Here is a 23,886-nt window from a genome sequence, read left to right as displayed (position 1 = left end):
AGGCTGTGACGGTAGGCTAGATAGCTGAAGTCATGGCCCTACAACGAGCTAGGAATACACGAAATTATGAGTAAAGCGACCAAAGTGAGTGACCCGAACTCCAAGGGTGGCAACGGTTTCATCTGGGGTATCGGTGTCCTGCTGGTCATCATCGCTGTAGTTATCGGCTACATCGTCTGGAGCGGCCAGCAGTCCCGCACTGAGGCTGTGGCAGAAAACGCTGAAGACGTAAACCTGAACGTTGAATACACCGACGGTGTCGTTACCCTGCGTTCTGCGAACACTGCTGACGATGCTGCCGAAGTTGACCTCTACGAGGACTTCTCCTGCCCGCACTGCGCTGAGCTGGCCGAAGGCAGCGATGCTGAAATGAAGCAGGCTGTCGAAGACGGTGACCTGGTGGTCAACGTGCGCACCCTGAACTTCCTGGACTTAGGCGGCCAGGACCTCAACGAGTACATCGAGGACGAAGCAGCTCAGGTGGAAGGCCACTCCACCAAGACCGCTGCAGTTCTCACTGAGATCGCCTCTGCTGGCGATGCTTACACCTACTGGAACCTGCGCGACTACCTGATGCACAACCAGCAAAACGTCGCTGGCTGGGAGTTCGACGACTTCGCTGATGCCGCTGACACCCTGGGCGCTGATGGCGAGCTGGTCGACACCATCCGCAACCTGGACGTTGCTGAGGGCAACCAGGTTGGCCGTTCCAACGCTAAGCACCTGAAGGATGAAACCGGTGAGGTCTCCTCCCCGCGCATCATCCAGGACGGCGAGGACCTGCCGAACCCGAGCGGTGGCTCCCTGGCTGACTGGGACTGGGTTACCCAGGTCGTTGAAGGCTAAAGCCAAACAACCCACATAAACCTCCAACACCGGCGTTCAGCACAAACAGCTGATCGCCGGTGTTTATCTGTATTGAGCTGGCGATTTGTAATCAACATAAGCAACGGGGTAAATTTCTCATGTCGGAAAGATAAACCTTTCCCACGGGGCTATGGCGCAGTTGGTAGCGCACCACACTGGCAGTGTGGGGGTCACGGGTTCGAATCCCGTTAGCTCCACGGATAGAGAAACCGCAGGTAATCAACGACCTGCGGTTTCTTTTTATTTCTGCTGGTAGATACACTTTTTATGTATCAGTTTTCCTCACTGAAGTTGACCGGAGTTGACTGAATAAGGGGAATGTAAGGGGAACAATTTTCCCGACTAGAGCGCACAAGGCCGGTATGCTCTCCCATCATCAACCGCAGTTAGATGTTAGGAGATTCGAATGGCAGGAACCCGCCGCAGTTGGGGGAAGATTCAGAAGAAGGGAAAGAAGTACTATCCAAGCTATATCCATCCCGAAGATATTCTGAAGACGCGGCATAAGCCTGCAGGCGGATTTACCACGCGGATGGACGCGGAAGCATGGCTGGCGGCGGAGCATCGCGCGATAGAGCTAGGGGTGTGGGTGGCCCCTGAGGAACGTCGAATTAAAGCCGAGGCAGAATCGATCACCGTTCGCCAATGGCTAGATGAGTATCATCGCATCATCCAGAGGCCGCCACACAATGTCATCGAGTCGACAATTCAGCAATACATCAGAGTGACCACTAACAGAATCCTGGCTCCTCGCGGTTCAGGTGCACTAGACCCACGAGTCACACGCTTAGCGGATATGCCAATATCCCAAGTCACCAAAACGGACGCTCATCTGTGGTGGGATGGCATTTGCGACGGTTATGACACACCTGAGACCAACCGGAAGAGCTACGTGAGGCTGCGTGCTGCCTTCGCGGAAGCGGTGAATCGCGGGATGATCGCTGAGAACCCAATCCGCATAGTCGGGGTAAGCAAAAGAGTCCCAAAAAGCGACAAATACCTGCCATCGGACGAGGAGCTTCAGAAGATCCTAGAGGGGATGCGTGAGGACTGGAAGCTGCTCACTTCTCTGATTTTCTTTCATGGACTCCGTATCGGCGAAGCTTTTGCTCTCGAGCAGCGTCACATACGTATTGATCCAGATACACCTGTGCCGATGCGGCCGCGTTATGTCGTGATTGTCGAGCAAAATGCTCAGCGTCTCAGTGGGTCTGATGGTTGCTACATGAATTTTCAAGCACCTAAGACAGCCGCTGGGTACAGAGAAGTGCCGATCATAGAAAAGCACTCGTATTTGGTCGAGGAGCATCTCCGAAAACATCTGCCACATGGAACGACTACGGTGCATACTGCGGAGGGGGATAAAACCGTCCGTCTGTTGACCACCACGGGCACGGGGGAGGTTATCATGGACACCTCGTACAGAAGCGTCCTAGGACGCGTCAAGGACGCTACAGGGGTAAGTAAAGAGATTGGCCCGCACAGTGGCAGGCGTTGGTGTATCACTCGTCTTGCTGAAGTTGGCGCGACCCCTAAAGAAATTGGCAAGCCTTTGGGTCAGCGAGACCTTGACACCATCCTCGACGTCTACATGAAAGCAAGAGCGGCGAGAGTGACCAGCCTCATGCTTGCTGTGAGTGACACTCTCGCCCCTGCGTAGAACTCCTAATTACTCGTGGAATCGGACATCTGCTTCAAATAACGTTGTTCTGACTCCAAGTCGCCAATTTCAGCAGTAAATTTCTCTCTCAACGAGAACTCGTCTTCGACCTCCTGTGGTGTGAGGAGCCTGAGGTTAAGTACTGAACGAAATGGCTCCGAACGCACAATGTCATCATCGTCCTGTGCAGTGACACGTATGCCTAGCCCCATCTCCATTGGCCTGAACTCAATCAGGCGCTGGAATCGGCTAAGCCGGCCGTCAAAGTAAAACTGCGCCAGCATTCGACGAGCAGGTGGAACATAGACGACGCTCTCAATTCCCTCTTTGTCAGCGGTTTCGAAAGCCAACCAGTGCTGTCGACTCCGAGCTTGTTTCATGGCACCGGAGAGATGTTGTTGTGGAAAACTGACTGCGCATCTACTAAGATTCACCACCTCACCTTTGAGCTCAGAAGGTTCAGTTGTATCTTCCTCGGGGAAAAACTTCGCCTTGGAGATAGTTCCCGTGAGAGGTCCAATCCGTCCATCGCCTCGGATCATGGCGATGAATTTATCTTCTCCCACGCGGCGCATGTCCTCAGCAGTTGCATGCCACTCATCGCCTCCAAGCAGCCCGGTGCGATTAACCGTGACCACGCCTTGCTCATCCCGCTCGAAATTCAGTACATCGGCCACCATGTCTCCGTCCCAGATTTCGTGTGTACGGATGACTTGGAGCCGGCCGGTTCCTTTTTGAAAGCGATCCCATGGATCTGTTAGATCCACTTTTACATTGTTCGTATCCTTTGTCATACGAACGATCGTACCGGCCATAAAAACGCATGTCATGACGGTAATTCCGTATGATTTTCCAATTTGAAAACAAGAATTGCGCGGTAGGAAATCATGATTGATTACTCTAAAAGCGAATCAAAGCCGTTCACGAGAATTATCCCAGTCAATGCGTGCCACATCTTTTGACGACTACATATCCTTAGGTTGAGTGAGCGGTCCAACATTTACTTGACGAAACTCTCTCTTCTTCCAGTACCCTTCACGCACACCCGGAAGTTTGGAGAGATGATAGTTTCTCCAGTGCCATTCTTCGAACTCGTCGTTCAGGTTTAGGCGAATCGCACTTGGAGCAAGTCCTCCACCTCTTGGTTCCAGCCATGCAAGACCAAACCAAATCGAATCGACGAGCTCCTTCTGGATTAGGGCTACGGTTGCGATTGTGCCATCCGTACAGTCAAGTTTTGCAATTGGCTCAAGTTCACCGACGAGCTCATTGAATCCATCCTCGCCCCACGTATACGGAATGACTTGGTAGAAGCTAGCAGGACCAGTCACCGTGAAAGTAAGTAGGAAAGGAATGTAGTCATGCTCATACTCTGCCATCGCAGTATCAATGTTAAGTGCCTCCTCGGGCGATACATCCTCGCGAGACAACGGACGTACATATAGACTCAGGCCCCGGCCACCGTTTGCGGTCTTGGCCTCTTCTAGTTGCTTTCGAGCGATCCAGAGTGCTGCTAAAGAAACGATAAAGGCCGTAACTGAGACTAATGGCACAACGATGGTTGTAAGCCATTCACCGGCATTCAGTTAGGGCGTGTCTCCTAAATAGTTTGGTCGGCGGGCCGATACTGGAGCGGTGAGTAACTCCAAGAGTCGGTTTCGTGTTCTGACTGACCACCAATGGGAGATCATCGAGGCCCTCCTGCCCAGTAGCGATGGCCGGCGGGGCCGGCCGTTTAGCAACAGCCGGCTCATCGTCGAGGGCATCATCTACCGCTACCGCACAGGCATCCCGTGGCGAGATCTGCCCCGCGAGGAGTTCGGCCCCTGGCAGACCGTGTGGAAACGTCACCGCCGCTACTCCGCCGACGGCACCTGGGACAGGGTCCTGACCTACCTGCTGACCCTGGCCGACGCGGAAGGAAAAATCGACTGGACCGTCTCCGTCGACGCCTCGATCACGCGTGCTCACCAGCACGCAACGAACACAACCCGGCCCGAACAGGACACAGGGGGCTCTATCGAATCACAAGAATCTTCCGCTGGCGCTGACTGAACCAGCAGGTCACGCCATCGGCAAGTCGAGGGGTGGGCTGTCCAGCAAGATTCACGCCGGCGTCGACGGGCACGGTCGTCCCCTGTCGCTGGTGGTCACCGGCGGCCAGCGCAACGACGGGGCAATGCTGCAGACCGTGTTGGAAGAAATCCACATTCCGCGACTGGGCCCGGGGCGGGCGCGGACCCGTCCGGATGCGGTACTGGCTGACCGTGGCTACGCCACGGGTGTGATCCGCAGTCACCTGCGTGAGCGCGGAATCGTCACCGTCATCCCTGAAAAGCGTGACAGCATCGCGGCACGCAAGCGCAAAGGCAGCAAGGGCGGGCGCCCGCCGGCCTTTGATGAGGAGGCGTACAAGGGTCGCAATGTTGTCGAGCGGGCGTTTTCCCTGGCCAAGCAGTGGCGTGGGCTGGCTACGCGCTACGACAAACTCGCGGTGGTTTACCGCGGCGCCGTGATTGTCTGCGCGTTGGTCACCTGGCTCAGGGTTTTAGGAGACACGCCCTAGGCGGATACGCCGGCGGGTATCAGCGGGGCAGAAGCCCCTGGGTCTGCGGCAGCTGGGAGGACAGCTCCGCAGACTCCGCTATCAGCTGCTCAAGCGGGATCTCCGCCGTAAGCGGGTCCGCGTTCTGACCGGTGGATCCCGGCGTCCACTGACCCCAGTCCGTCGCGTAGACGGTGTTGACGTCGCACTTGATGCCGTCGATTGTCGTCCGCCGACCTGCGACCTGATGGATCTGGGCGCGGGGGTGCAGCCGGCCGCCGGAGCCCCAATCGTGCATCCAGAAGAAAGAGCCGATTCCGTCTTCAATCGCCCACTGGAGCGTGTTGTAGTTGCCGTAGACACCCGTGGCGTATCCGGCGACGGTGAGCGCGGTGCTGAACGCCGTGAGGTAGGGACGAATCTGGCCCTCTTACTGCGAGCGGGTGGGATTGTCATCGATAGCGATGTAGATGGGCCGTCCCGTCGGCCCGCCCGCTGCCCGGTGCAACTCAATCGCTTGCGGAGCATGAATGGCCGCCGAGGCGGCGCCACCAAGCCAGTCGGCGGTCTCGGCCCGCCCGAATTGGTAGACCGAAGCCGTAGCGAGCCCATGCGCCTTGAAGTCTTTCGTCTCGGCGAGTGAGACGGGTTTGCCGAGCATCCATTCGGCGCCTGGCCGCGGCCGGGACACGTAGCGCACCGCTCCAAGATGGCCGGCCGCCTTGACGGAGGCGCCGGAGGGCGCACCGGCAGAGTAGTCGAGGACGGTGCCAATTGGAGCGTGTTGGGCTTGAGCAGTGGGTGCCCGTCCGAGAACGACTGCGGCTAAAGATGCAGTGGCCGCAGTTTGAGGAAGCGACGTCGGTCAAAGGCAGAATCTGACATGTGATCCTCCCGTAGTAGGAAACCACAGTTACTTGAGTGTACTGCTGTAGTGAGCCGTTGTCCTGGTACGGTGAGATCCCATGGGCATTGCGAGCACTTTCTACGGCACGTCGAGCGTGCACATCACGGACGGTATCTCGGACATTTTCGTTGACGCCTTCCTCTCCCGGCCGAGCGTGAAGGAGCTCGCGTTGGGGAAACTTACCCCGAACGACGAAGCCATTGACTGGGCGTTGCGCCGCGGAGGCGTCGAAAAGCTCGATGCCTTATTCGTCGCCCACTCGCACCACGATCACCTGATGGATGCGCCGCGGGTTGTGAGCAGGCTCGGAGGAGTGATGTACGGCTCGCGCTCCTCCCTGAACTACGGCAGGGGAGAGGGGCTGGAAGAATCCGCGATGTCGGAAATCGCGGGTGGCAGTGTCGTGCAGGTCGGCGATTTCACGGTGAGCGTCATCGAGGCGCCGCACAGCCCGGGCAATATCGCACCGGGAGTGATCAAACGAGCCATTGCCTCACCGTGCCACGCCCTCGAATTCAAGGACGGCGGTTGCTTCGTCTTCCATGTGGCTCACCCGCAGGGCACCATCCTGGTTCTGCCCAGCGCGAATTACCGTCCTGGTTTTCTTGACGGCTTGCGTGCGGACGTGGTCTACTTCGGCATTGGTGCACTCGGACGGCAATCTGAGCACTTCAGACAGGCCTACTGGGCCAACACCGTGGCCACGTTACGTCCGGAGCTGGTGATCCCGGTGCACTGGGACAACTTCACCCGTCCTTTGAGCGCACCGCTGAAGCCGCTGCCCTTCCCGGCGGACCGGGTGGGAGCATCACAGAAGTTCCTCGCGCAGAAAGCGGCCGATCACGGTTGCCGGCTCCACTTCCCGCGCGCGCTGGAAACTCACGAGTTGTAGGGCAGCTGCTCCCAGCGTATCGCCGTCCCCGGATACGTGCTGAAGTGCTCGAAGGCATCCTCAGCGGCGTAGGAGATGGCGTCGGCTACGTCCTCGCCCCCGGCAGTAAAGTCGATAATTCGCGCGGATGTGGAGTTGGCGGGGATCTCCTTGGCAGCCCATCCACCGCTGCCGTGAAATCCGTTCTCTGCCATGAGGTTCGCGAAGAAAGCCTCGGTCGCCTTTCGGGCGGTGCCGGCATCTGCGAATGTGAGGTGGGCGCGCAGGGTGACCGGGTCGCCGAAGTGCGCGCCACCCCACGCCCAGTCGTAATCCACCGTGTACGGTTCCACGTTGTTTGACCTCCTTAAGGGATACTTCGCTAAGTTTTAGATTATGACAGTACTCGTGCGTACCGCCGACGAGCTTAGCGCCGTGCTCGGCGCAACCTCGCGCATCAATCTCGTTCCCACGATGGGCGCCCTGCACAGCGGTCACGTGTCACTGGTACGTGCCGCCCGCGCTGCCGGGGGACCGGTGGTGGTGAGTATCTTCGTCAACCCTCTGCAATTCGCGGCCGGTGAGGACCTCGACGCCTACCCGCGCACCCTCGACGAAGACATTGAGCTGCTTGAGGCGGAGGGCGTCGATGCGGTGTTCGCCCCGTCGGTTTCTACGATATATCCGCAGGGGCCGCGCACAACCATCCATCCCGGCACCGCAGGAACAATCCTCGAGGGTGCCTCGCGTCCGACCCATTTCGCCGGGGTGCTCACGGTGGTGGCCAAGCTGTTCAATCTGACACGCGCCACCGACGCATACTTCGGCGAAAAGGACTACCAGCAACTCGTGCTGATCCGGCAGATGGTCGAGGACATCAACCTGCCCGTGCGGGTGCACGGTTGTCCGATCGTGCGCGAGGATTCCGGGTTGGCGATGTCCTCGCGCAACCGCTACCTCTCGGCCGAACAGGCGCGCACCGCGGAGGTGCTCTCCCGCGCCCTGGCCACGGGTGACATCACCAAGGCGCGCGCTTCTCGACGCCTCGCCCGACGTGGATCTTGACTATCTGGCGCTGACCACGCCCGAGCTGACAGAGATTCCCGCTGGCTACCGGGGCCCGGCGCGCCTGCTCGTTGCTGCCCGGGTAGGAACAACCTGATTGATCGACAACACGGCAGTGGAGATCGGCGAGTAACCGTTTAGAAGGAATGCTCCGGCGCAGGGAACGTTCCCTCGTGCACGGCCTGCTTGTAGGCGGCGGCCGCCTGCGCGGTTTCCGCACCCGCCGCGCCGAACTGTTGCACGAACTTCGGGCGCCGCCCGCCCGCCGGGAGATCGGCCATGTCGTGCCACACCAGCACTTGGGCATCGGTACCTGCGCCCGCGCCGATGCCGATCGTAGGGATGGGGCAGGTTCGTGTGATGTCGGCCGCCAGCTCAGCCGGGACCATCTCGAAGACCACCATGTCGGCTCCGGCGTCGACGACGGCCTGGGTATCTGCGCGCAGAGCCTCGGCACCCGCATTACGGCCCTGCACCTTAAACCCGCCCAGGTTATCCACCGACTGCGGAGTGAACCCGACGTGGGCGCACACTGCCAGCCCGGCATTTTTCAGCGCCCGGATCCGCGGGGCGACGCGCACGCCGCCCTCGAGCTTGACCATGTGTGCCCCGGTGCGGTGGATCAACTCAGTGGCGCTTTTCACGCACTGCTCGTCGCTGGCCTCATAGGTGCCGAAGGGAAGATCAACAACCACCAGAGCGTTGCCGGCGCCGCGCACGACCGCAGCACCGAGGTAGGCCATCTCGTCGAGGGAGACCATGTTGGTGGTCTCGTAGCCGAAGACCACGTTCGCGGCTGAGTCACCGGCCAGGAGACACTCGATTCCGGCCTCGGCGAACACTTTCGCGGTGGAATAGTCGTAGGCGGTCAGCATGGCCCACGGCTCGCGTCGGGTTTTCTTGTCCTTCAAGTCCGAAACCCGGACTTTTTTTGGTGGGGGTGAGGTAGCCAGTCCCCCCCCCCTTCGAGGTTAGACCACAAGCACCAGTGCGGCGTCGTCGCTTACGCCCGTTGCTCCGCTTCTTTAACCTGCGCGGCAGTAAAGACAATGGTATTTTTATAGACAACGTTCTGTCTGGCGGCTGTTGTCACGTCTGTGTGAATTACGTGTCTGCTTGCCCGTGCTCTGGTTCCAGGCGAGTAGGCCGGGTGGTCCGTGTGGTTCTGAAAGTGGGCACCGTCTGGAAGTGACTGTGCCCGTGAATGTTTGCAATTGATGTTTGACTAAAGGAATTCAGTGCGGCACTAACTGTCTCGGATGTGCACAAATCTCTTTCCGGGAATCCGATTGTGGAGGGTATCGACTTTGTCGCGGAATCGGGTGAGATAACCGCGATTACCGGACCGTCGGGCAGTGGCAAAACCACGCTCCTCCGCTGCATCATGGGGATTACCCAGCCCGATCGCGGTGAAATCGGGCTCAACGGCGAGACTTACTCGCAGCGCGATAACGAGAGCCGGAGAAAATTCCGGCTCCACAACATCGGTGTCGTGGATCAGGCAAGCCAGCTTCTGGAGGATTTAACGTGCGCCGAAAACTTCCAACTCATAGCGGAAATGTCCGGCACCAATGGCAGGGACAGCAGGCACAAAGCCGAGGAGATCCTGGGTCAACTCGGGATGGCAAAACATGCAAAACGGTATCCGGGTTCGCTCTCCGGCGGTGAGCGTCAGCGAATTAGCGTCGCCTGCGCTCTGGCAAACAATCCCTCACTTATCGCGGCTGATGAGCCAACCTCGAGCTTGGATGATGAATCCGCCGCGGACGTTCTGGAGTTATTTACCGAACTTGCTCACAACTTCGCTGTCCCGGTCGTAATAGTTACCCACGATTCCCGCGTGACATGTATAGCGAACCGCAACGTACGTATGGGTAAGAAATGTATCTAAGAAAACTTGCTGCACGGAACAAGAGCGAAGCACTTGTCAATGGTTTTCGCCCTTGCGCTCGTCCTCGTCCTCGTCCTGCCCCTCGTAGGCTTGTCGATGATTGTCAGTACCAACCACAGGACACAGTGGTCCTCCTCCTCGGCGGAGGGGCTGGTAACGAACTCGATTGCGAACGGCGAGGGGATTTTCGAATTGACCACTGTGTCTCCCGACGCGGTAACGAAAGTCCCTTTGCGGGGAGGAAAGCGTGATGTTTTCACCTGCGCAGTCGGGATTGGTGCGCAAGCACCGGCCGACTTTGCGGAATATGCCCGCGCACTGGACTGCGATGCCGAGCTGAGGCCCGGTGCAATTGAGGACGCAACGATCGTCAAAGTAGTCGAGATTGCACAAGAACCCTTCGTCAATCCTCAGGCATCGGGAAACATAGGGGGTACAAAGGTACTGGGTATTGACTACACCACATTCTACATTTTCCTTGTTTATCTGATTGTCGTGAGTGTTCCCAGCCTGGTGTGTTTTTGGAACATCTCCAAGGTCTTTGATGAACGGTGGCGTCAGCCCATGAACTTCCTCTCCATGCGTGGGGTGGCACGGCACCGGAGCGCGCTGTTGGTTAGCGCTGCACCTCTTGCCGGACTGCTTGCCGGTTACATCGTCTCGATTCCGTTTCTCGTGGTTTTGAGCCTGATCTTCGTGACGGTGTCGTGGCAGGGTAGGGGTTTCCTGGCGCAGGACGCAGCCGCCGGACTAGCCGGATCCCTCATTTTTTGGGCTATTCATTACCCTTGCGCTCTGTGGGGCGACTTACCTGAGAAGGATGAGAATCGGTGGATAAGTTGTCGAAATGGCGGTTAGCAGCGCTTCCCTTATCAGTGGTGATCTCATTAGGGATGGCGCTCTCATCCGAGATTCTTTCGATACCGCTGTTAGTGCCTCTCTCACTCCTGCCGTTGATCGTCGGATTGGTCGTCACTGCCCCGATGTTTGCTGTCGCCGCGGGGTGGCTCTACAAACGAGCCTTTGCCGGGCGCATTACAGGTGTTCTGATTGGGTCTTCGTTGACGCATCATGCCCGTTCGATCGGACTCAGCGTGGTACTACTATTTTGCGTCTGTGTCATTTCCACGGTGTCAGTCGGTCTCGCGAGTGCAGGGATCGGCCAGGCTTCGAGCGGACTAAGCTACTGGAAACCCGGAATGTACACGGGAAGTACCAGCAGGGACATCAAATTGGCGGATTCGGAGGCTATTAGGAGCACTACCGGTGTCGGTACCGCCAGCAAGGGACGTCTCATAGCGGACGGCGGAAACCGTCCCGAAGCCTTTGTCATGACGTGCGAGGACTACGCGGAGATTTCTGCGGACGACCCACAGTGTCCGGCCACGCCGAGAGAGGCGATTCTCGTGCCGGAAAAATATGCGGATGCTACGTTCAAGGAGCGCCTAGTCGTCCCAGTGCTCGATAGGTCGGTTGATCTGCTAGCTGATCGTGAAATTCCTTTGCCTGCGTTGCCGGTGGTGGTGGTTCCGGGACTCACCGAAATTCTCATCACCGGTAGCGTTCCTCAGCTAACCACCGAGGGGCAATTCGTGTACGCCGATTCTTCGGTGGTGCCGGTTGATGCGCTGGTGGAGATCATGAGGGAAACCGGTGTGGGGTTCACGTCCCAAGAAAGGATTGACAACCACGCTTCGGAGATGTCCTCAGGATACGGCAGGCTCGCTCTGTTTCTCAATATCAGCATCGTCGCCTTCGGGCTAGCGGCGATCACGGGAATTGTCGTGGCCGCCATACGCGACCGCTTGAAATTGATGGAGGTTCTGCTCTTGAGAGGCGTGGAAATCACAGCTGCGAAGAACCTACTGAGAGTGGAAACGACCGCGTTGACCCTCCCGTTCGTTGTTCTGGGATGTGCGGCAGGAACAGTGTTCGCAGCGGCTATCGCGTCCGTTTCTAGTCTGGAACCTCAGGATGCGCTCACCCCGTCTCTACTGCTCGTACTTATCCTCTTCCTCGCGGCGGTTCCGTGCGTAACTGAGCTGCAGCTTGCTCGAGTGAAATCTGGTGGGGAGTGAGGGTGATACCTCGCTAAAGCCGTGGCAGAGACGTTTGTTTTCGGTTCGTCTCGAGGCCTGTTCTTGGGAGTATTCCCAGCAATTGATCAGCCGCCCCTGTAGGGGTAGAGACCAGCGTCCACGCTTCACAAAAATGGGGCTTTTCTAAAGTTCTCCGCAATGGTTTACAAGTTAATAGCGTCATGTTTGTTTAAAACCACCCTTAACTGTGTGTTCGCACGAAGCCCGGCACCTTGAAGCCGCTCTGATACGCCGTCGGACGGGGAACAAACCGGAGGTTATTGGTGGGGGTGAGGTAGCCAGCCACCCTGACGACGTTAGACGATGATCAGGCCGAGCAACCAAATGAATAGCATTGCTGTGCAGCCCATGATGCCGGTAACCACGGTCTGGGATCGATAGGCCTGCGCCGCGGTCATCTTGGACAGATTCGTCACCACCCAGAAGTGGCTGTCGTTGGCGTGGGAGACTACTAGCGAGCCCGCGCAGATGGCCATCACCGCCAGCCCGACCTGCAGGGGAGTCTGCAGCCCCAGCGTCGGCAGCAGTGGGGCGGCCAGGTTGGAGGTGGTGACCATGGCGACTGTTGCGGAGCCCTGGGCCGTTTTGAACAGCACGGCGATCAGGAAGGGGAAGAACAAACCCAGGCCGGCAAGGTGCGTGGCATTGTCAGAGATAAAGTTCACCACGTCGGTCGAGGAGATGACGCGTCCGAGAACTCCGCCCGCGGCGGTAATCAGAATGATCGGCCCGACAGTGCGCAGCCCCTCCTCGACGAAGCCGTAAAAGCTGTCCATCATGTGGGTGTCCATCAGTAGCAGCACTGCGCAGAGGAAGCCGATTGCCAGGGCGATCATCGGAGTGCCGATAAAAGTCAGCACACCGTCATAACCCAGAGCGGAAGCGATGGATCCGGTAGCCATTGCCACAATGGGCACGAGAATCGGGGCGAGCGAGAGTGCTGTGGAGGGTAGGTGGGCGTAGGAGGCCTTGAGTTCGTCGTAGGCGGCCTCGATGTCCAGGTCTTCAACGGCCTCGCACTCGGGCGTGATGATTGTCCGCCCGATCCACACGGAGTAAGCGTAGGCCGCCGCCATCACCGGGATTGACAGCACTGCGCCGAGGCCCATGACGAGCAGCAGGTTATCCTCCAGGCCGAGGGCCGAGGGCCGAGGCCGCGGCGAGCGGGCCAGGGGTCGGCGGAATGAGGACATGCGAGGTGAACAGGCCAGCGGACAGGGCGATCGCCATGGTTGCCGGCGAAGCTCCGGTGCGCTGGGCGAGCGCCCTGCGTACAGGATTGAGGATGACGAATCCGGAGTCGGAGAAGACCGGGATGCTTACCACCCATCCCATCAACTGGATGGCCAGGACGGGATGACGTGTGCCGATCACGCGCACGATGGCGTCGGCAAGCTGGAAGGCCGCACCAGTCTTCTCCAGGATGAAGCCGATCAGCGTGCCGAAGATGACGACGAGCCCGAAGGACTTGAAGGTGGCCGCGAAGCCCTCGCCGATGACATCGGTGATCTCGGCCAGGGGGATGCCGCCGATAAGCCCGAAGCTCAGCGCGACGAAGAGCAGAGAGAGGAAGGGATGGATCTTCCACTTTGAGATCATCAAGATGAGCAGCGCGATCGCAAGCACGAACACACCCATCAACGGCAGGCCGGTCATAACATAACTCCGTTAATCGAGAACCGCGTCGGCCGCGGTTCATTAAGCTATTGCTTGGTTTGCTTCCGAGAGAACCCCGCGGTGAGGAAGTTCACTCACTCAACCAGCGATAGAAAGGATCATCTGCAGGTCCGTCCAGCGTCCACAATTCAGCTTCCGCGGGTGACAATCGGAGGGCCTCGATCCCTGTCGCCGGGGTTGGCTCTCCCCAACGATCATGTAACCACGCCCTGTAGGGTGCGAGTCCGGCATCAACGACCTGGTTAAACGTCGCCTCCCCCTCCTCGTATTCGCCCGCCCACGGGTCAAGGGGAGCCGCGGCCCATTCTTCGTTGAATGCGGGCGTGAAGTACCCCACCGCAAAAAGCCTCAGGACGCAGCCTGGGGAGGGGAATGTGGCCCACAAGATTGAACCCGATCCGGATCCATGGTGAACGACATGCTGAACGCCGTTGTCGTCAAGCCAGAGACAGAACTCCGAACCATCGCCGCCGGTATTGCCCACTGCGAAGAGGCGTGAAGGATCTTTGAGATAGCCTGCGGGCCAGTCAGGGCGATGCCCACCGTGGAGACGGATATCTGCGGTCTCATGAATTGCTGGGTCTGCGATGTAGCCTCCGCTGCTAACCACATACCCCTGTTGTTCGGACCAATCGGCCAGGCTGAGGAACTCCTCGGGCATGGAGAAATGATCGGGCATTCCCTCAACAATTGCTTCGCGAAATCGCATGGTGCCACACTACGTGGCGACGCCCCACTGTGGAGCGTCGTAGCGGGTGCGATGGTGCTCCACCTCTAGAATTCGACTCTCGAGTACGTCCGTAGCGTCGAGAAGAAGAGCGAAACACAGTACGCGGCGAAGACAAGGCATATTCCGATAACGCTGAACAGGAACCCCCTGGTGTCGTTGAGCGATGCATAGCCTGTGGGGATGACGTAGGCGAGGGTTGCGAAGTTCGGTGCAATGTAGGAGAGCAGAGCGAAGAAGACACTGATCAGCATTGTTACACCGTTCGAAAATTTCAAGGATAGGAAGCTGGCGAGGAGTACGCAGATGATTGAGGTAGTCACTGTGCCGAGGATGTCTACTGTCGCACTGGAGAAGGCGCTGAAGTCCGATGGGAGGAAGTCTCCGGATGCGAACGGCTGATGGATGATCGCCGCGTAGTAGGTTACGAGCGATGTGAGGAAAGTTAGTCCGACGTAGATGAGCTGGAGAATAAGGACTGCGGAAAGCTTTCCGATGAGGATCGATGATCGGGGACGGTCCTAATAACTAGACCACTCCAGCTGGAGACGATCATCGTGACTTTCTTTTCCCGCGACCACTGTTTGAGGATGTCGAGTAGCCCGCGCACCCCGACCGGATCGAGGCCGACGAATGGTTCATCCAGGATGACTACTTCGGGCAGGGTAACCAAGGCGAGTGCCAGGGCCGTGCGTTGTTTCATCCCGAAAGAAAAATCCTTCGGCCGCCTGTGCCGATCGTCCCATAGCCCAACCAGCCTGAGTGTCGGTTCGACGTTGTCTCACATGTCGCTTCTTCGGTGGATGCGTAGGAAGATGTCTAAATTTTGTTCGACGCTCAGTTGCGGAAAGAATGCGGGTTCAATCATCAGACTGAAGTCTTTCAGCATGTCCGGGCGGGCGTGAAGGTCCTCGGACCGATACAGAACCCGTCCGCTGGTCGGGCGTTGGGATTTGGCCAGCATCTTGAGCAAAGTGCTTTTGCCGGAACCATTGCGCCCAACCAGGCCTACGATATCGCCCTCTTCAATCCGAAAATTCACGTCTTTGAGTGAGAAGAAGTCGCTACCGTCGTATTTCTTGCTCAAACCCTCGGCTTCGAGCACAATCGTCATTTCTTACTCCTATTGCTGCTTGCCTTACACAAGAATTTCCACCGTTGGAAAGTGCAGAGCGGATCCGCACGTTCGCTGAGTTGCATTCAGTTAGGGCGTGTCTCCTAAATAGTTTGGTCGGCGGGCCGATATTGGAACGGTGAGTAACACCAAGAGTCGGTTTCGTGTTCTGACTGACCACCAATGGGAGATCATCGAGACCCTCCTGCCCCAGTAGCGATGGCCGGCGGGGCCGGCCGTTTAGCAACAGCCGGCTCATCGTCGAGGGCATCATCTACCGCTACCGCACAGGCATCCCGTGGCGAGATCTGCCCCGCGAGGAGTTCGGCCCCTGGCAGACCGTGTGGAAACGTCACCGCCGCTACTCCGCCGACGGCACCTGGGACAGGGTCCTGACCTACCTGCTGACCCTGGCCGACGCGGAAGGAAAAATCGACTGGACCGTCTCCGTCGACGCCTCGATCACGCGTGCTCACCAGCACGCAACGAACACAACCCGGCCCGAACAGGACACAGGGGGCTCTATCGAATCACAAGAATCTTCCGCTGGCGCTGACTGAACCAGCAGGTCACGCCATCGGCAAGTCGAGGGGTGGGCTGTCCAGCAAGATTCACGCCGGCGTCGACGGGCACGGTCGTCCCCTGTCGCTGGTGGTCACCGGCGGCCAGCGCAACGACGGGGCAATGCTGCAGACCGTGTTGGAAGAAATCCACATTCCGCGACTGGGCCCGGGGCGGGCGCGGACCCGTCCGGATGCGGTACTGGCTGACCGTGGCTACGCCACGGGTGTGATCCGCAGTCACCTGCGTGAGCGCGGAATCGTCACCGTCATCCCTGAAAAGCGTGACAGCATCGCGGCACGCAAGCGCAAAGGCAGCAAGGGCGGGCGCCCGCCGGCCTTTGATGAGGAGGCGTACAAGGGTCGCAATGTTGTCGAGCGGGCGTTTTCCCTGGCCAAGCAGTGGCGTGGGCTGGCTACGCGCTACGACAAACTCGCGGTGGTTTACCGCGGCGCCGTGATTGTCTGCGCGTTGGTCACCTGGCTCAGGGTTTTAGGAGACACGCCCTAGGAAAGGCGGTTGGTGGAAAGGGCCACGCGAAGTCGGCGTCGACCGAGGACCTCAAGCTCCCCGAGGGGCTGAAGTTCCTCCGCGACTCGATGGTGTCCACGGCGCTGTCCATGGTGATCATGTACCTGGCCGCCGCGATCCTTTTACACGCCCGGGTCGGCGCCGACCAGGCCATGCTCGCGCTGCCCGACGGGGCGAGCTCGATAGGCAACTTCTACATGCAGGCAGTCACGCTCGGGCTGCAGTTCGGCGTCGCGGTGGCGGTGATCTTGTTCGGCGTGCGCACGATCCTCGGCGAGCTCATCCCGGCATTCCACGGCATCGCAAGCAAGGTGGTCCCCGGGGCCATCCCCGCACTCGACGCCCCAATCGTCTTCCCCTACGCGCAAAACGCCGTCCTCATCGGCTTTATCCCCTCGTTCGCCGGCGGGCTGGTCGGGCTTGCGGTACTCGCGAACCCGGCGTTCTCCCTGGCTCTGATCCTGCCAGGGCTTGTCCCCCACTTCTTCACTGGCGGCGCCGCCGGCGTCTACGGCAACGCCACGGGCGGGCGGTGCGGAGCTGTACTCGGGGGATTTGTCAACGGCTTGATCATCACGTTCTGGCCTGCGGCGCTGCTGAAAGTCCTGGGCACCTTCGGCGACGCGAACACCACCTTTGGCGACGCCGACTTCGGCTGGTTCGGGATCCTGGTCGGGCTGGGCGCTCGCCCCGGCGGCGTCGCCGGCCTCGTTGTAGCAGGACTCGTCGGCGCCTCGGTTTTTGCGCTCGGCCTGTGGACTCAAAAGAAACTCTCCACAGTCGACTGCGGCCAGCCTGACACGCCTGAAGAACCGACACGGCGCTACCCCAAGATCGCCCCGCCGGCCGGAGCGCCCACTCCCCCGCCGCCGCTAGACTAGGCCGATCCAGTTCCAGTACGTCGCGGATAGAAGCAGGACAAGGAGGTACCCGACGATCGTCAGCGGGATGCCCGTCTTCAGGAATTGCCGGGTGGTAAACGCGCCCGTGCCGTAGGCGAGCATGTTCTGCGGGGCCGAGACCGGCAGGAGGAAGCCGAAACTGATCACGAACTGCTGGATGATGACGAACCCGATTCCGCCGTTGGGGACGTCGAGTGTCGCGGCGAGGGAGATGAACACCGGGATGAGTGCGGAGGCCAGCGAGGTCGCTGATGCGAACCCGAGGTGGATGAGGATGTTGAACAGCGAGACGATGGCGATGGTGGCCAGAATCGGCATCCCCGCCAGGCCAAGCACCCCAAAGGTCCGCTCGGAGAGCCAGGCTGCGGCGCCGGTGTCGAGCAAGAAGCTACCCAGCGAGATACCCACCGCGAAGACAATCAGAGTGCCCCAGTTGATGTGATCCTGCGCGTACTTCCACTCCATGACACCGACGCCCGGCAGCAGCATGAGGCCTACAGCGACGAGCGTGATCACGGAGGAATCGACCGGGTGCAGGACCCCTTCCGTCGCCCAGAACCCGAGCAGGATGATAGCGATCGCGGTAAGCCGCTTCTCGGCCCCCGTCATCGGGCCCATCTCGGCAAGCTGGGCATCGACAAGCTCGCGGCCCCCTTCAATGGACTCGACCTCGGGTTTGACTGCCGCGCGCATGATGAAGTATAGGGCGACAGACATCAGGATCGACCACGGCGCGGCCCAGAGGAACCACTGGCCCCACGACACCGTCGTGTCCATCTGATCCTCGATGAACCCCACGGCCACCATGTTCTGGGCCGCCGCGGTCTTGATACCAACATTCCACACCGACACCGCCTGTGTTGCGGTGATCACCAGCAGGGCGGACAACTTGGAATCGACGGCGAGCCCGAAGGCCGCGACCATGCCGAGCAGAATCGGCACCACGGCACCGCCGCGTGCGGTGGCCGAGGGCACGAAGAACGCGAGAATGATCGAGATGGCGATCGCCCCGACGACAATGCGGGAGGTCTTATCCCCCGCCACCTTGAGCACATACAGGGCGATACGCCGGTGCAGACCCGTCGCCTGCATCGCCACCGCCAGCGCGAGCGCAGCGGCGACCAGGGCGACTGCCGAGGAGGAGAAACCGTCCAGCGCAATGCGCAGAGCTTCTCCGGTGCCGAACTGCTCACCGGGTGATTCCGGGTCCGGGGAGAGCCCGACGAGCAGCGAGATCAATCCGATAATCAGCAGTGCACTGACCGGGTAGCTCACTGCCTCGGAGACCCACATGATCACTGCGAAGGCAAGCAGCCCCAGGGCGATCTGCCCCTGCCAGGAAAGCGAGCCCAGCGGCAGGAGGAGGACGCTGATCAGCGCAACGAATGATAGAACGAATGCTACCGACTTGGCCTTGGTCATGCTGAACATCTCTCCGTAGATTGGACGCTTAACTTCAAGTTTAGTCCTTGCCGAACCACGGGTTTCACTCGCCCGTGACCGGCACTATCTCCTGCCCAGAGCCTCCCCGACGCGCTTGCCGGAGTGGATGCAGCCGCCGAGGAAGGTGCCCTCCAGGGCGTTCTTGCCGTGCATTCCGCCACCGCCGAATCCGGCGGCCTCACCGCAGGCGTAGAGCCCCTCGAAGACCGAACCATCCGAGTGCAGTGCACGACCCGACAGGTCAGTCTCGATGCCGCCCAGCGTCTTGCGGGTGAGGATGTGCAGGCGAACGGCGATCAGTGGGCCCTTGGACTCGTCGAGAATCCGGTGCGGCGGGTGTACGCGCACGATCTTGTCGCCGAGGAACTGACGCGCCATACGGATGTAGTTGACCTGGATGTCCTTGGAGAAGCTGTTGGAGAGCTGTGCATCGCGCTCGAGTAGCTGACGCTCGACGAAGGAGGCGTCGATCTCGACGTCGCCCACTTCGTTCATGCCCTTGACCAGATCCTGAACAGAATTCGCGGTGACCCAGTCCACGCCGTTTTCCTGGAAGGCCTTGATCGCAACTGGGGTGCCCGGGCCGATCTTGCCCAACAGCTTCTTGATCTCCTTGTCGGTCAGGTCCGAGTTCTGCTCGGAACCGGAGAAGATGAACTCCTTGTCGGCAATCGCCTGGTTGAGAATGAACCAGGAATAGCCGTGGCCGGTGCGTCCGATGTGGGACAGCGCCGCGAGGTTGTCGGAACCCGGGAAAAGGTGCGTCGGCAAGCGCTTGCCGGTGGCATCCATCCAGATGGCTGACGGGCCGGGAATGATGCGGATGCCGTGGTTCGGCCAGATCGGATCCCAGTTGATCATGCCCTCCGGGTAGTGCCACATGCGGTCCGTGTTGACCAGGTTGGCACCGGCGGCGGAGGCGATGTCAATGCCGCGCCCGTCAACGTAGGCCGGCACGCCGGTGACCATGTACTCCGGGCAGGGGCCCCAGCGGTCATCCGGCCACATCTGCCGCACCTTGTCCAGGTTACCGCCGATACCACCGGTGGCGATGACGACTGCGGCACCGCGGATCTCGAAGGCCTCACCCTCGGTGTCGTTCGATGCCGCGCCCCGCACCGAGTCGTCAGCGTCGAGCACCACGCCACGCACACCGACCGCGCGGCCGTTTTCGACGATGACGTCATCAACGCGGTGGCGGAAGCGGAATTCGACCTTGCCCGCCTTTTCCGCCTCGAGCAGCGGCTCACGGAACACGCGCACGACCTCCGGGCCAGTTCCCCAGGTGACGTGGAAGCGGGGCACCGAGTTACCGTGGCCGGAGGCGTCGCCGGAGCCGCGCTCGGCCCAGCCGATGGTCGGCAGCACGCGCAGGCCGAGGTTCTTCAGGTAGGAGTGCATCTCGTGTGCGGCGAAGCGGACGAACTCACGCCCCCACTGACGCGGCCACTTGTCGTTGTCGCTCTGGTCGTAGTCGGCCGAGTTCTCCCAGTCCATCCAGGCCAGGTCCTCGTAGTCGCTGACGCGCATCATCTTCTGTTCCGGTGAGCCCACCATGAACAGGCCACCGAGCGACCAGAATGCCTGGCCACCGAGGTTTTCACGACTTTCCTGGTCAACGAAGATGACGTGTCGTCCGGCCTGCGACGCCTCGTATCCGGCCACCATGCCGGAAAGTCCTGTACCGACGATGATGACGGGTGCTGTGCTGTCTGGTTTCATGCCCCACAACGATACCTCCCGGATGTGCTTCGCGGTGGAAAACTAATGGAAATCTTTCCGCCTGCCGCGCAAGTGTCACCTGACGTTCACCTGGCCGCGCCGGGGTTTACTCAGCGAAACCCCAGAGTCGCGGGTAACGTTGGCAGGAACCCCGCGCCACAAGCCGGACCTTTAGGAATGTCAGAGAAAAGTTGTCAGTAGTGAAGATTGCGATTCTGGGCGGAGACGGATTCTGCGGCTGGCCCGCCTCCCTCCACCTCTCGGACCTCGGTCACGACGTGGTCATCGTGGACAACCTCTCACGTCGCCGGATCGATGAGGAGCTCGGCGCAGAGTCGCTGACCCCGATCGCATCGATCGATGAACGTCTCGCAGCTTGGAAAGAGGTCTCCGGCAAGGAGATCGGATTCCGCAACATTGATGTCGCCGAGGATTACGAGGCCCTGGCCGGCTTCATCACCGAGTTCGCACCCGACGCCGTCGTGCACTTCGCCGAGCAGCGCGCGGCACCCTACTCGATGAAGAACCAGCGCACGAAGCGCTACACGGTGAACAACAACGTCAACGCCACCCACAACCTGCTGGTGGCCATCGTCGAGTCCGGCCTCGACGTGCACGTCGTGCACCTCGGCACGATGGGCGTGTACGGCTACGGCACCGCCGGAATGAAGATTCCCGAGGGATACCTCGACATCACGGTCAACACCGACGAGGGCACCTTCCTCGCCGTCCCGGCGTTTCTCATCGGGATCATCACCGCGGTCGGGCTGGTAGCCCCGCGCAAGCCCGCAAGCGAGGTCGTCGGCAGCGCGATCAAGGCCACGCTTGGGTTTTGCTGATCGGCGCGGGATCCACGCTGGTCGTCGATTTAAGGAGATCATTGTCCATGAGTGACCAGAAGAGTCCGTCGAATAAAACGGCGCTGGAAGCAAAAGAAAGCTCTATTGACGAGCACTCTCATAAAGCGGGCGCCTCTAGATGGATCCTTCTGCTCCTCACGGTCGTCTTGATAGCCTTACTCGCGGGTGTCGCGCTTTACGCCGGACTTCGTTCTTCGGAGACCTCTGATTCGGGCGCTGGCGAGCAGCTACCGGTTGCTCAGACAGATTTGCCGGAACCTGCTCCAGGCATTCGTGACGGCGTAAATGAGATGCAGCTGAAGATTGGTGGTGAATCAGCCAAAGTTGAATTCGTTCAGTTAACAGATCAGGGAGCGCTCATACCCCCGGAGGATGTGTCTAAAGTGGGTTGGTACTCGGCTTCGGCTGTTCCAGGGCAGGAGGGGCCTACTGTAGGTACTTCCGTGATTACCGGTCATGTTAATGAAATTGACCAAGGCGATGGGTTTGCTGCAAAATTTCCCGAGCTTAGACCCGGTGATGTGGTTTCGGTAATTGTAGATGGCGAGGAACGTCAATTCACCGTCTCGAAGGACCCTATCCGCGTTGTGAAGGGTGCGGAGTTGCCGGAAAGCGTTAATCGCTCCACCGGTGAGAATGAACTCGTCCTCATTACCTGTGGTGGCGAGTTCGTCGGCGGCACGCTTGGATATGCCGACAACATTGTGGTCGAAGCGACTCCTCTGTAAAAAGGACGATTGCTAGATAGGTCTCATGCTCACTAGCGAAAGCCAGTCGTAGGATGAAATGCCGTGGCGCGGTAAGCCACGGCATTTCGATTTTAGGGTTAACGTAAAGTGGGTCTTCGCGGATGATGGGGTAGGGGGTCGAGGTCCTCGATGATGGAAGTTGCAACGCTTACCATCCGGGGTCTGAAGATGGGTAGCGCTATCTTTACTACCGCTGTTTTGACCATGTGTTGTTGTCTTGACGGGCTGGGGATGGAATTTATTCGTCAATGGGTTGACCCGTAGAAGGCAGTTTTGCCTGCGGAGTCGCTTGGGACGATGAGTGGTGCCATTGTTGCGCAGCCCATAAACCCTGCGAAGCGGTGTCACCCCGATTCGCCTACACGCCATTTGCCCACCGTCCCACCTTGTTGTTGGTGGGGTTGCCCGCAAATCGTGGACACGTAGTTAAGCGGCTTTAGTATTGGCCGCGGTAGTTGGGGTCTTTTCTTGGGTGGTTTGGTTTTCGAAGGTAACGGGTGGGATCATCCTGATGGCTGAGTGTCGGCGCCGCCGGTTGTAGACCACTTCAATCCAATAGGCCACCGCCTTGCATGCCTGGTCCCTGGTGACCCACGTTGACCGGTCATAGAACTCGGTCTTGAGCGTGGACCAAAACGACTCGCTCATCGCGTTATCAAAGCACACCCCTGTACGGCCCACAGATTGGGAAATCCCTAGTTCCTGACAAACCTGCCACATCTGTGTGCTGGTGAACTGGCACCCACGGTCAGCGTGAAACACCAGACCATCAGGTACTTCACCGCGCAGCGTGTGCGCCATGCGCAGTGCACGTTCCACCAAGTCCGTTGTCTGAGCAGAATCCATCGCCTATCCCAGTACCCGGCGGGAATGCCCATCGCGGATAACGCACAGGTACAACCAGCCTTCACCGGTGCGCAGATAGGTAATATCCGATAGCCATACCCGGTTAATATCACCAGCATCAAACAGGCGCTTAACCAGGTCAGGAAGATTCGACCCGTGCTCGGACTGGATGGTCGTGACAGGAGCGAACCTGCGTGGCGAGATGCCTTCGATACCCATCAGGCGCATCCTTTTGGCAACCGTTTTGCGGTCAGGATAGAAGCCGTAATCGGCTAGTTCCGCAGTGATCCGTGGTGAGCCGTAGACTTCATCTGATTCATCCCAAATCTTCTTAATCTGCTTGTCCAGCGCCTCTAAGTAGTTCTGGCGCCTATCCTCGCCGCAATCGCGCTGCCACTGCTTGTAGACCCACTTATAGAAGCCAGAACGAGATACCTTCAAAAGCCTGGCCATGCGCTTGATGCTGTAGTTCGCCTTCTCCCGCTGCATTAGTTCGAATCGTTCCGCTGTCGTTGCTTCGCAGCGAAGAAGGCTGTTGCTTTTGACAAGAACTCGTTATCCATTCGAGCCTCAGCCAACTCACGGCGCAGCCTGGCGTTCTCAGCACGTAGATCGGCCTGGCTCATCCCGTCGACGGTTCCCTGGCGTTCGCGCTCATTTTTGACCCACCTGCCCAACAAACCGGCGCTGACTCCGATTTCCTCAGCAACGTGAGCAATCGGCCGACCAGTCTCAATGACCAGCCTGGCTGCCTCCGCCCGATACTCCGAGGTGTACTTCCGGCGTGTTTGACTCATAATGAACATCCTCTCTGACGGACACAGTATCCGTCCTAATCGGGTGTCCACT

19 protein-coding genes, 1 tRNA gene and 8 pseudogenes are annotated in these 23,886 nt (G+C 59.3%); 15 read left to right on the top strand and 13 right to left on the bottom strand.

Annotation, left to right across the window (positions count from 1 at the left end):
- Positions 1-66: 66 nt before the first annotated feature.
- The 3 genes from UL81_RS09325 to UL81_RS09315 all read left to right on the top strand — a co-directional run bounded on the left by UL81_RS09325 (position 67) and on the right by UL81_RS09315 (position 2,527).
- Positions 67-846 (top strand): DsbA family protein, encoded by a 780-nt coding sequence (locus UL81_RS09325; RefSeq protein ID WP_035105505.1) that lies wholly within the window; start codon positions 67-69, stop codon positions 844-846.
- A 145-nt stretch (positions 847-991) separates the two neighbouring features.
- Positions 992-1,064: transfer RNA gene (locus UL81_RS09320), tRNA-Ala, on the top strand.
- A 209-nt stretch (positions 1,065-1,273) separates the two neighbouring features.
- Positions 1,274-2,527 (top strand): tyrosine-type recombinase/integrase, encoded by a 1,254-nt coding sequence (locus UL81_RS09315; RefSeq protein ID WP_035105504.1) that lies wholly within the window; start codon positions 1,274-1,276, stop codon positions 2,525-2,527.
- A gap of 5 nt (positions 2,528-2,532) precedes the next feature.
- On the opposite strand, the gene UL81_RS09310 is transcribed toward UL81_RS09315, so the two are convergent.
- Positions 2,533-3,321, bottom strand: coding sequence for a hypothetical protein (locus tag UL81_RS09310; RefSeq protein ID WP_144407186.1), 789 nt, complete (start codon positions 3,319-3,321; stop codon positions 2,533-2,535).
- 171 nt (positions 3,322-3,492) lie between these two features.
- Entirely contained in the window at positions 3,493-4,080 is a 588-nt protein-coding gene (locus tag UL81_RS09305) for a hypothetical protein (protein WP_144407185.1), read from the bottom strand.
- Positions 4,081-4,162: 82 nt separating this feature from the next.
- On the opposite strand from UL81_RS09305, the gene UL81_RS12230 reads away from it, so the two are divergent.
- On the top strand, positions 4,163-4,582 hold the full coding sequence (locus UL81_RS12230; RefSeq protein WP_046453520.1) for an IS5 family transposase: 420 nt from the start codon (positions 4,163-4,165) through the stop codon (positions 4,580-4,582).
- Positions 4,491-5,093 carry an IS5 family transposase gene (locus UL81_RS12225; RefSeq protein WP_082099206.1) on the top strand — a complete coding sequence of 201 codons (603 nt, stop codon included), beginning with the start codon at positions 4,491-4,493 and terminating at the stop codon, positions 5,091-5,093. Before UL81_RS12230 ends, UL81_RS12225 begins: the two co-directional genes overlap by 92 nt.
- A gap of 19 nt (positions 5,094-5,112) precedes the next feature.
- Here the strand turns inward: UL81_RS12225 and UL81_RS09290 are convergent.
- Positions 5,113-5,916, bottom strand: a pseudogene (locus UL81_RS09290) (DUF1906 domain-containing protein); the annotation flags it as partial.
- A 121-nt stretch (positions 5,917-6,037) separates the two neighbouring features.
- Here UL81_RS09290 and UL81_RS09285 point away from each other — a divergent pair.
- Complete coding sequence (locus tag UL81_RS09285; protein WP_046453519.1) at positions 6,038-6,871, top strand: MBL fold metallo-hydrolase; 834 nt, start codon at positions 6,038-6,040, stop codon at positions 6,869-6,871.
- On the opposite strand, the gene UL81_RS09280 is transcribed toward UL81_RS09285, so the two are convergent.
- On the bottom strand, positions 6,859-7,203 hold the full coding sequence (locus UL81_RS09280; protein ID WP_035104302.1) for a hypothetical protein: 345 nt from the start codon (positions 7,201-7,203) through the stop codon (positions 6,859-6,861). The genes UL81_RS09285 and UL81_RS09280 overlap by 13 nt on opposite strands.
- A 43-nt stretch (positions 7,204-7,246) precedes the next feature.
- Between UL81_RS09280 and panC the strand changes: the two are divergent.
- Positions 7,247-8,012: pseudogene (gene panC, locus UL81_RS09275) on the top strand (pantoate--beta-alanine ligase).
- A 40-nt stretch (positions 8,013-8,052) separates the two neighbouring features.
- Here the strand turns inward: panC and panB are convergent.
- The gene (gene panB, locus UL81_RS09270) at positions 8,053-8,826 is read right to left on the bottom strand and encodes a 3-methyl-2-oxobutanoate hydroxymethyltransferase (protein ID WP_236684464.1); all 774 of its coding nucleotides are present in this window, start codon (positions 8,824-8,826) and stop codon (positions 8,053-8,055) included.
- Between the two features lie 350 nt (positions 8,827-9,176).
- On the opposite strand from panB, the gene UL81_RS09265 reads away from it, so the two are divergent.
- From UL81_RS09265 to UL81_RS09255, 3 genes are all read left to right on the top strand, one after another.
- Complete coding sequence (locus tag UL81_RS09265; protein WP_035104306.1) at positions 9,177-9,806, top strand: ABC transporter ATP-binding protein; 630 nt, start codon at positions 9,177-9,179, stop codon at positions 9,804-9,806.
- A gap of 96 nt (positions 9,807-9,902) precedes the next feature.
- Complete coding sequence (locus UL81_RS09260) at positions 9,903-10,664, top strand: hypothetical protein (RefSeq protein WP_144407184.1); 762 nt, start codon at positions 9,903-9,905, stop codon at positions 10,662-10,664.
- On the top strand, positions 10,637-11,884 hold the full coding sequence (locus UL81_RS09255) for a hypothetical protein (protein ID WP_035104309.1): 1,248 nt from the start codon (positions 10,637-10,639) through the stop codon (positions 11,882-11,884). The genes UL81_RS09260 and UL81_RS09255 overlap by 28 nt, the downstream gene beginning before the upstream one ends.
- Positions 11,885-12,201: 317 nt before the next feature.
- On the opposite strand, the gene UL81_RS12135 is transcribed toward UL81_RS09255, so the two are convergent.
- From UL81_RS12135 to UL81_RS12080, 5 genes and pseudogenes are all read right to left on the bottom strand, one after another.
- On the bottom strand, positions 12,202-13,014 hold the full coding sequence (locus UL81_RS12135) for a GntP family permease (RefSeq protein ID WP_269078722.1): 813 nt from the start codon (positions 13,012-13,014) through the stop codon (positions 12,202-12,204).
- Between the two features lie 13 nt (positions 13,015-13,027).
- A complete protein-coding gene (locus tag UL81_RS12130; RefSeq protein ID WP_269078721.1) occupies positions 13,028-13,561 on the bottom strand; it encodes a GntP family permease in 534 nt (177 codons plus the stop codon).
- Positions 13,562-13,652: 91 nt separating this feature from the next.
- Positions 13,653-14,291 carry a hypothetical protein gene (locus UL81_RS09245; RefSeq protein WP_035104310.1) on the bottom strand — a complete coding sequence of 213 codons (639 nt, stop codon included), beginning with the start codon at positions 14,289-14,291 and terminating at the stop codon, positions 13,653-13,655.
- Between the two features lie 65 nt (positions 14,292-14,356).
- Positions 14,357-14,632, bottom strand: a complete 276-nt coding sequence (locus tag UL81_RS09240; protein WP_144407183.1) for a hypothetical protein — start codon at positions 14,630-14,632, stop codon at positions 14,357-14,359.
- Positions 14,633-14,754: 122 nt separating this feature from the next.
- Positions 14,755-15,423, bottom strand: a pseudogene (locus UL81_RS12080) (ABC transporter ATP-binding protein).
- A gap of 139 nt (positions 15,424-15,562) precedes the next feature.
- Between UL81_RS12080 and UL81_RS11845 the strand changes: the two are divergent.
- Positions 15,563-16,494, top strand: a pseudogene (locus tag UL81_RS11845) (IS5 family transposase).
- Positions 16,488-17,396, top strand: a pseudogene (locus tag UL81_RS09220) (PTS transporter subunit IIC); the annotation flags it as partial. The pseudogenes UL81_RS11845 and UL81_RS09220, both read left to right, overlap by 7 nt.
- Here UL81_RS09220 and UL81_RS09215 read toward each other — a convergent pair.
- On the bottom strand, positions 17,388-18,839 hold the full coding sequence (locus UL81_RS09215) for an SLC13 family permease (protein ID WP_269078720.1): 1,452 nt from the start codon (positions 18,837-18,839) through the stop codon (positions 17,388-17,390). The pseudogene UL81_RS09220 and the gene UL81_RS09215 overlap by 9 nt on opposite strands.
- A gap of 84 nt (positions 18,840-18,923) precedes the next feature.
- Positions 18,924-20,582: an FAD-binding dehydrogenase gene (locus UL81_RS09210; protein WP_046453517.1), complete on the bottom strand. Its 1,659-nt coding sequence runs from the start codon at positions 20,580-20,582 to the stop codon at positions 18,924-18,926.
- Between the two features lie 200 nt (positions 20,583-20,782).
- Here UL81_RS09210 and UL81_RS09205 point away from each other — a divergent pair.
- The 3 genes and pseudogenes from UL81_RS09205 to UL81_RS09200 form a co-directional block, all read left to right on the top strand.
- Positions 20,783-21,295, top strand: a pseudogene (locus UL81_RS09205) (NAD-dependent epimerase/dehydratase family protein); the annotation flags it as partial.
- Positions 21,275-21,444: pseudogene (locus UL81_RS12075) on the top strand (PTS transporter subunit IIC); the annotation flags it as partial. The pseudogenes UL81_RS09205 and UL81_RS12075, both read left to right, overlap by 21 nt.
- Before the next feature lie 24 nt (positions 21,445-21,468).
- Positions 21,469-22,170 carry a class F sortase gene (locus UL81_RS09200; protein WP_046453516.1) on the top strand — a complete coding sequence of 234 codons (702 nt, stop codon included), beginning with the start codon at positions 21,469-21,471 and terminating at the stop codon, positions 22,168-22,170.
- Positions 22,171-22,617: 447 nt separating this feature from the next.
- On the opposite strand, the pseudogene UL81_RS12195 reads toward UL81_RS09200, so the two are convergent.
- Positions 22,618-23,843 (bottom strand): annotated as a pseudogene (locus tag UL81_RS12195) (IS3 family transposase).
- Between the last annotated feature and the right edge of the window lie 43 nt (positions 23,844-23,886).

It is taken from the genome of Corynebacterium camporealensis (assembly GCF_000980815.1).
In the GTDB taxonomy this organism is placed as follows: domain Bacteria; phylum Actinomycetota; class Actinomycetes; order Mycobacteriales; family Mycobacteriaceae; genus Corynebacterium; species Corynebacterium camporealense.
This window is presented reverse-complemented; position numbering and strand designations above follow the sequence as displayed.

Coding starts and splice junctions, on each gene's coding strand:
- UL81_RS09325 (WP_035105505.1), top strand. CDS start 67: ATGAGTAAAGCGACCAAAGTGAGTGACCCGAACTCCAAGGGTGGCAAC.
- UL81_RS09315 (WP_035105504.1), top strand. CDS start 1,274: ATGGCAGGAACCCGCCGCAGTTGGGGGAAGATTCAGAAGAAGGGAAAG.
- UL81_RS09310 (WP_144407186.1), bottom strand. CDS start 3,321: ATGACAAAGGATACGAACAATGTAAAAGTGGATCTAACAGATCCATGG.
- UL81_RS09285 (WP_046453519.1), top strand. CDS start 6,038: ATGGGCATTGCGAGCACTTTCTACGGCACGTCGAGCGTGCACATCACG.
- UL81_RS09260 (WP_144407184.1), top strand. CDS start 9,903: ATGATTGTCAGTACCAACCACAGGACACAGTGGTCCTCCTCCTCGGCG.
- UL81_RS12135 (WP_269078722.1), bottom strand. CDS start 13,014: ATGGGCCTCGGCGCAGTGCTGTCAATCCCGGTGATGGCGGCGGCCTAC.
- UL81_RS12130 (WP_269078721.1), bottom strand. CDS start 13,561: ATGACCGGCCTGCCGTTGATGGGTGTGTTCGTGCTTGCGATCGCGCTG.
- UL81_RS09245 (WP_035104310.1), bottom strand. CDS start 14,291: ATGCGATTTCGCGAAGCAATTGTTGAGGGAATGCCCGATCATTTCTCC.
- UL81_RS09215 (WP_269078720.1), bottom strand. CDS start 18,839: ATGACCAAGGCCAAGTCGGTAGCATTCGTTCTATCATTCGTTGCGCTG.
- UL81_RS09210 (WP_046453517.1), bottom strand. CDS start 20,582: ATGAAACCAGACAGCACAGCACCCGTCATCATCGTCGGTACAGGACTT.
- UL81_RS09200 (WP_046453516.1), top strand. CDS start 21,469: ATGAGTGACCAGAAGAGTCCGTCGAATAAAACGGCGCTGGAAGCAAAA.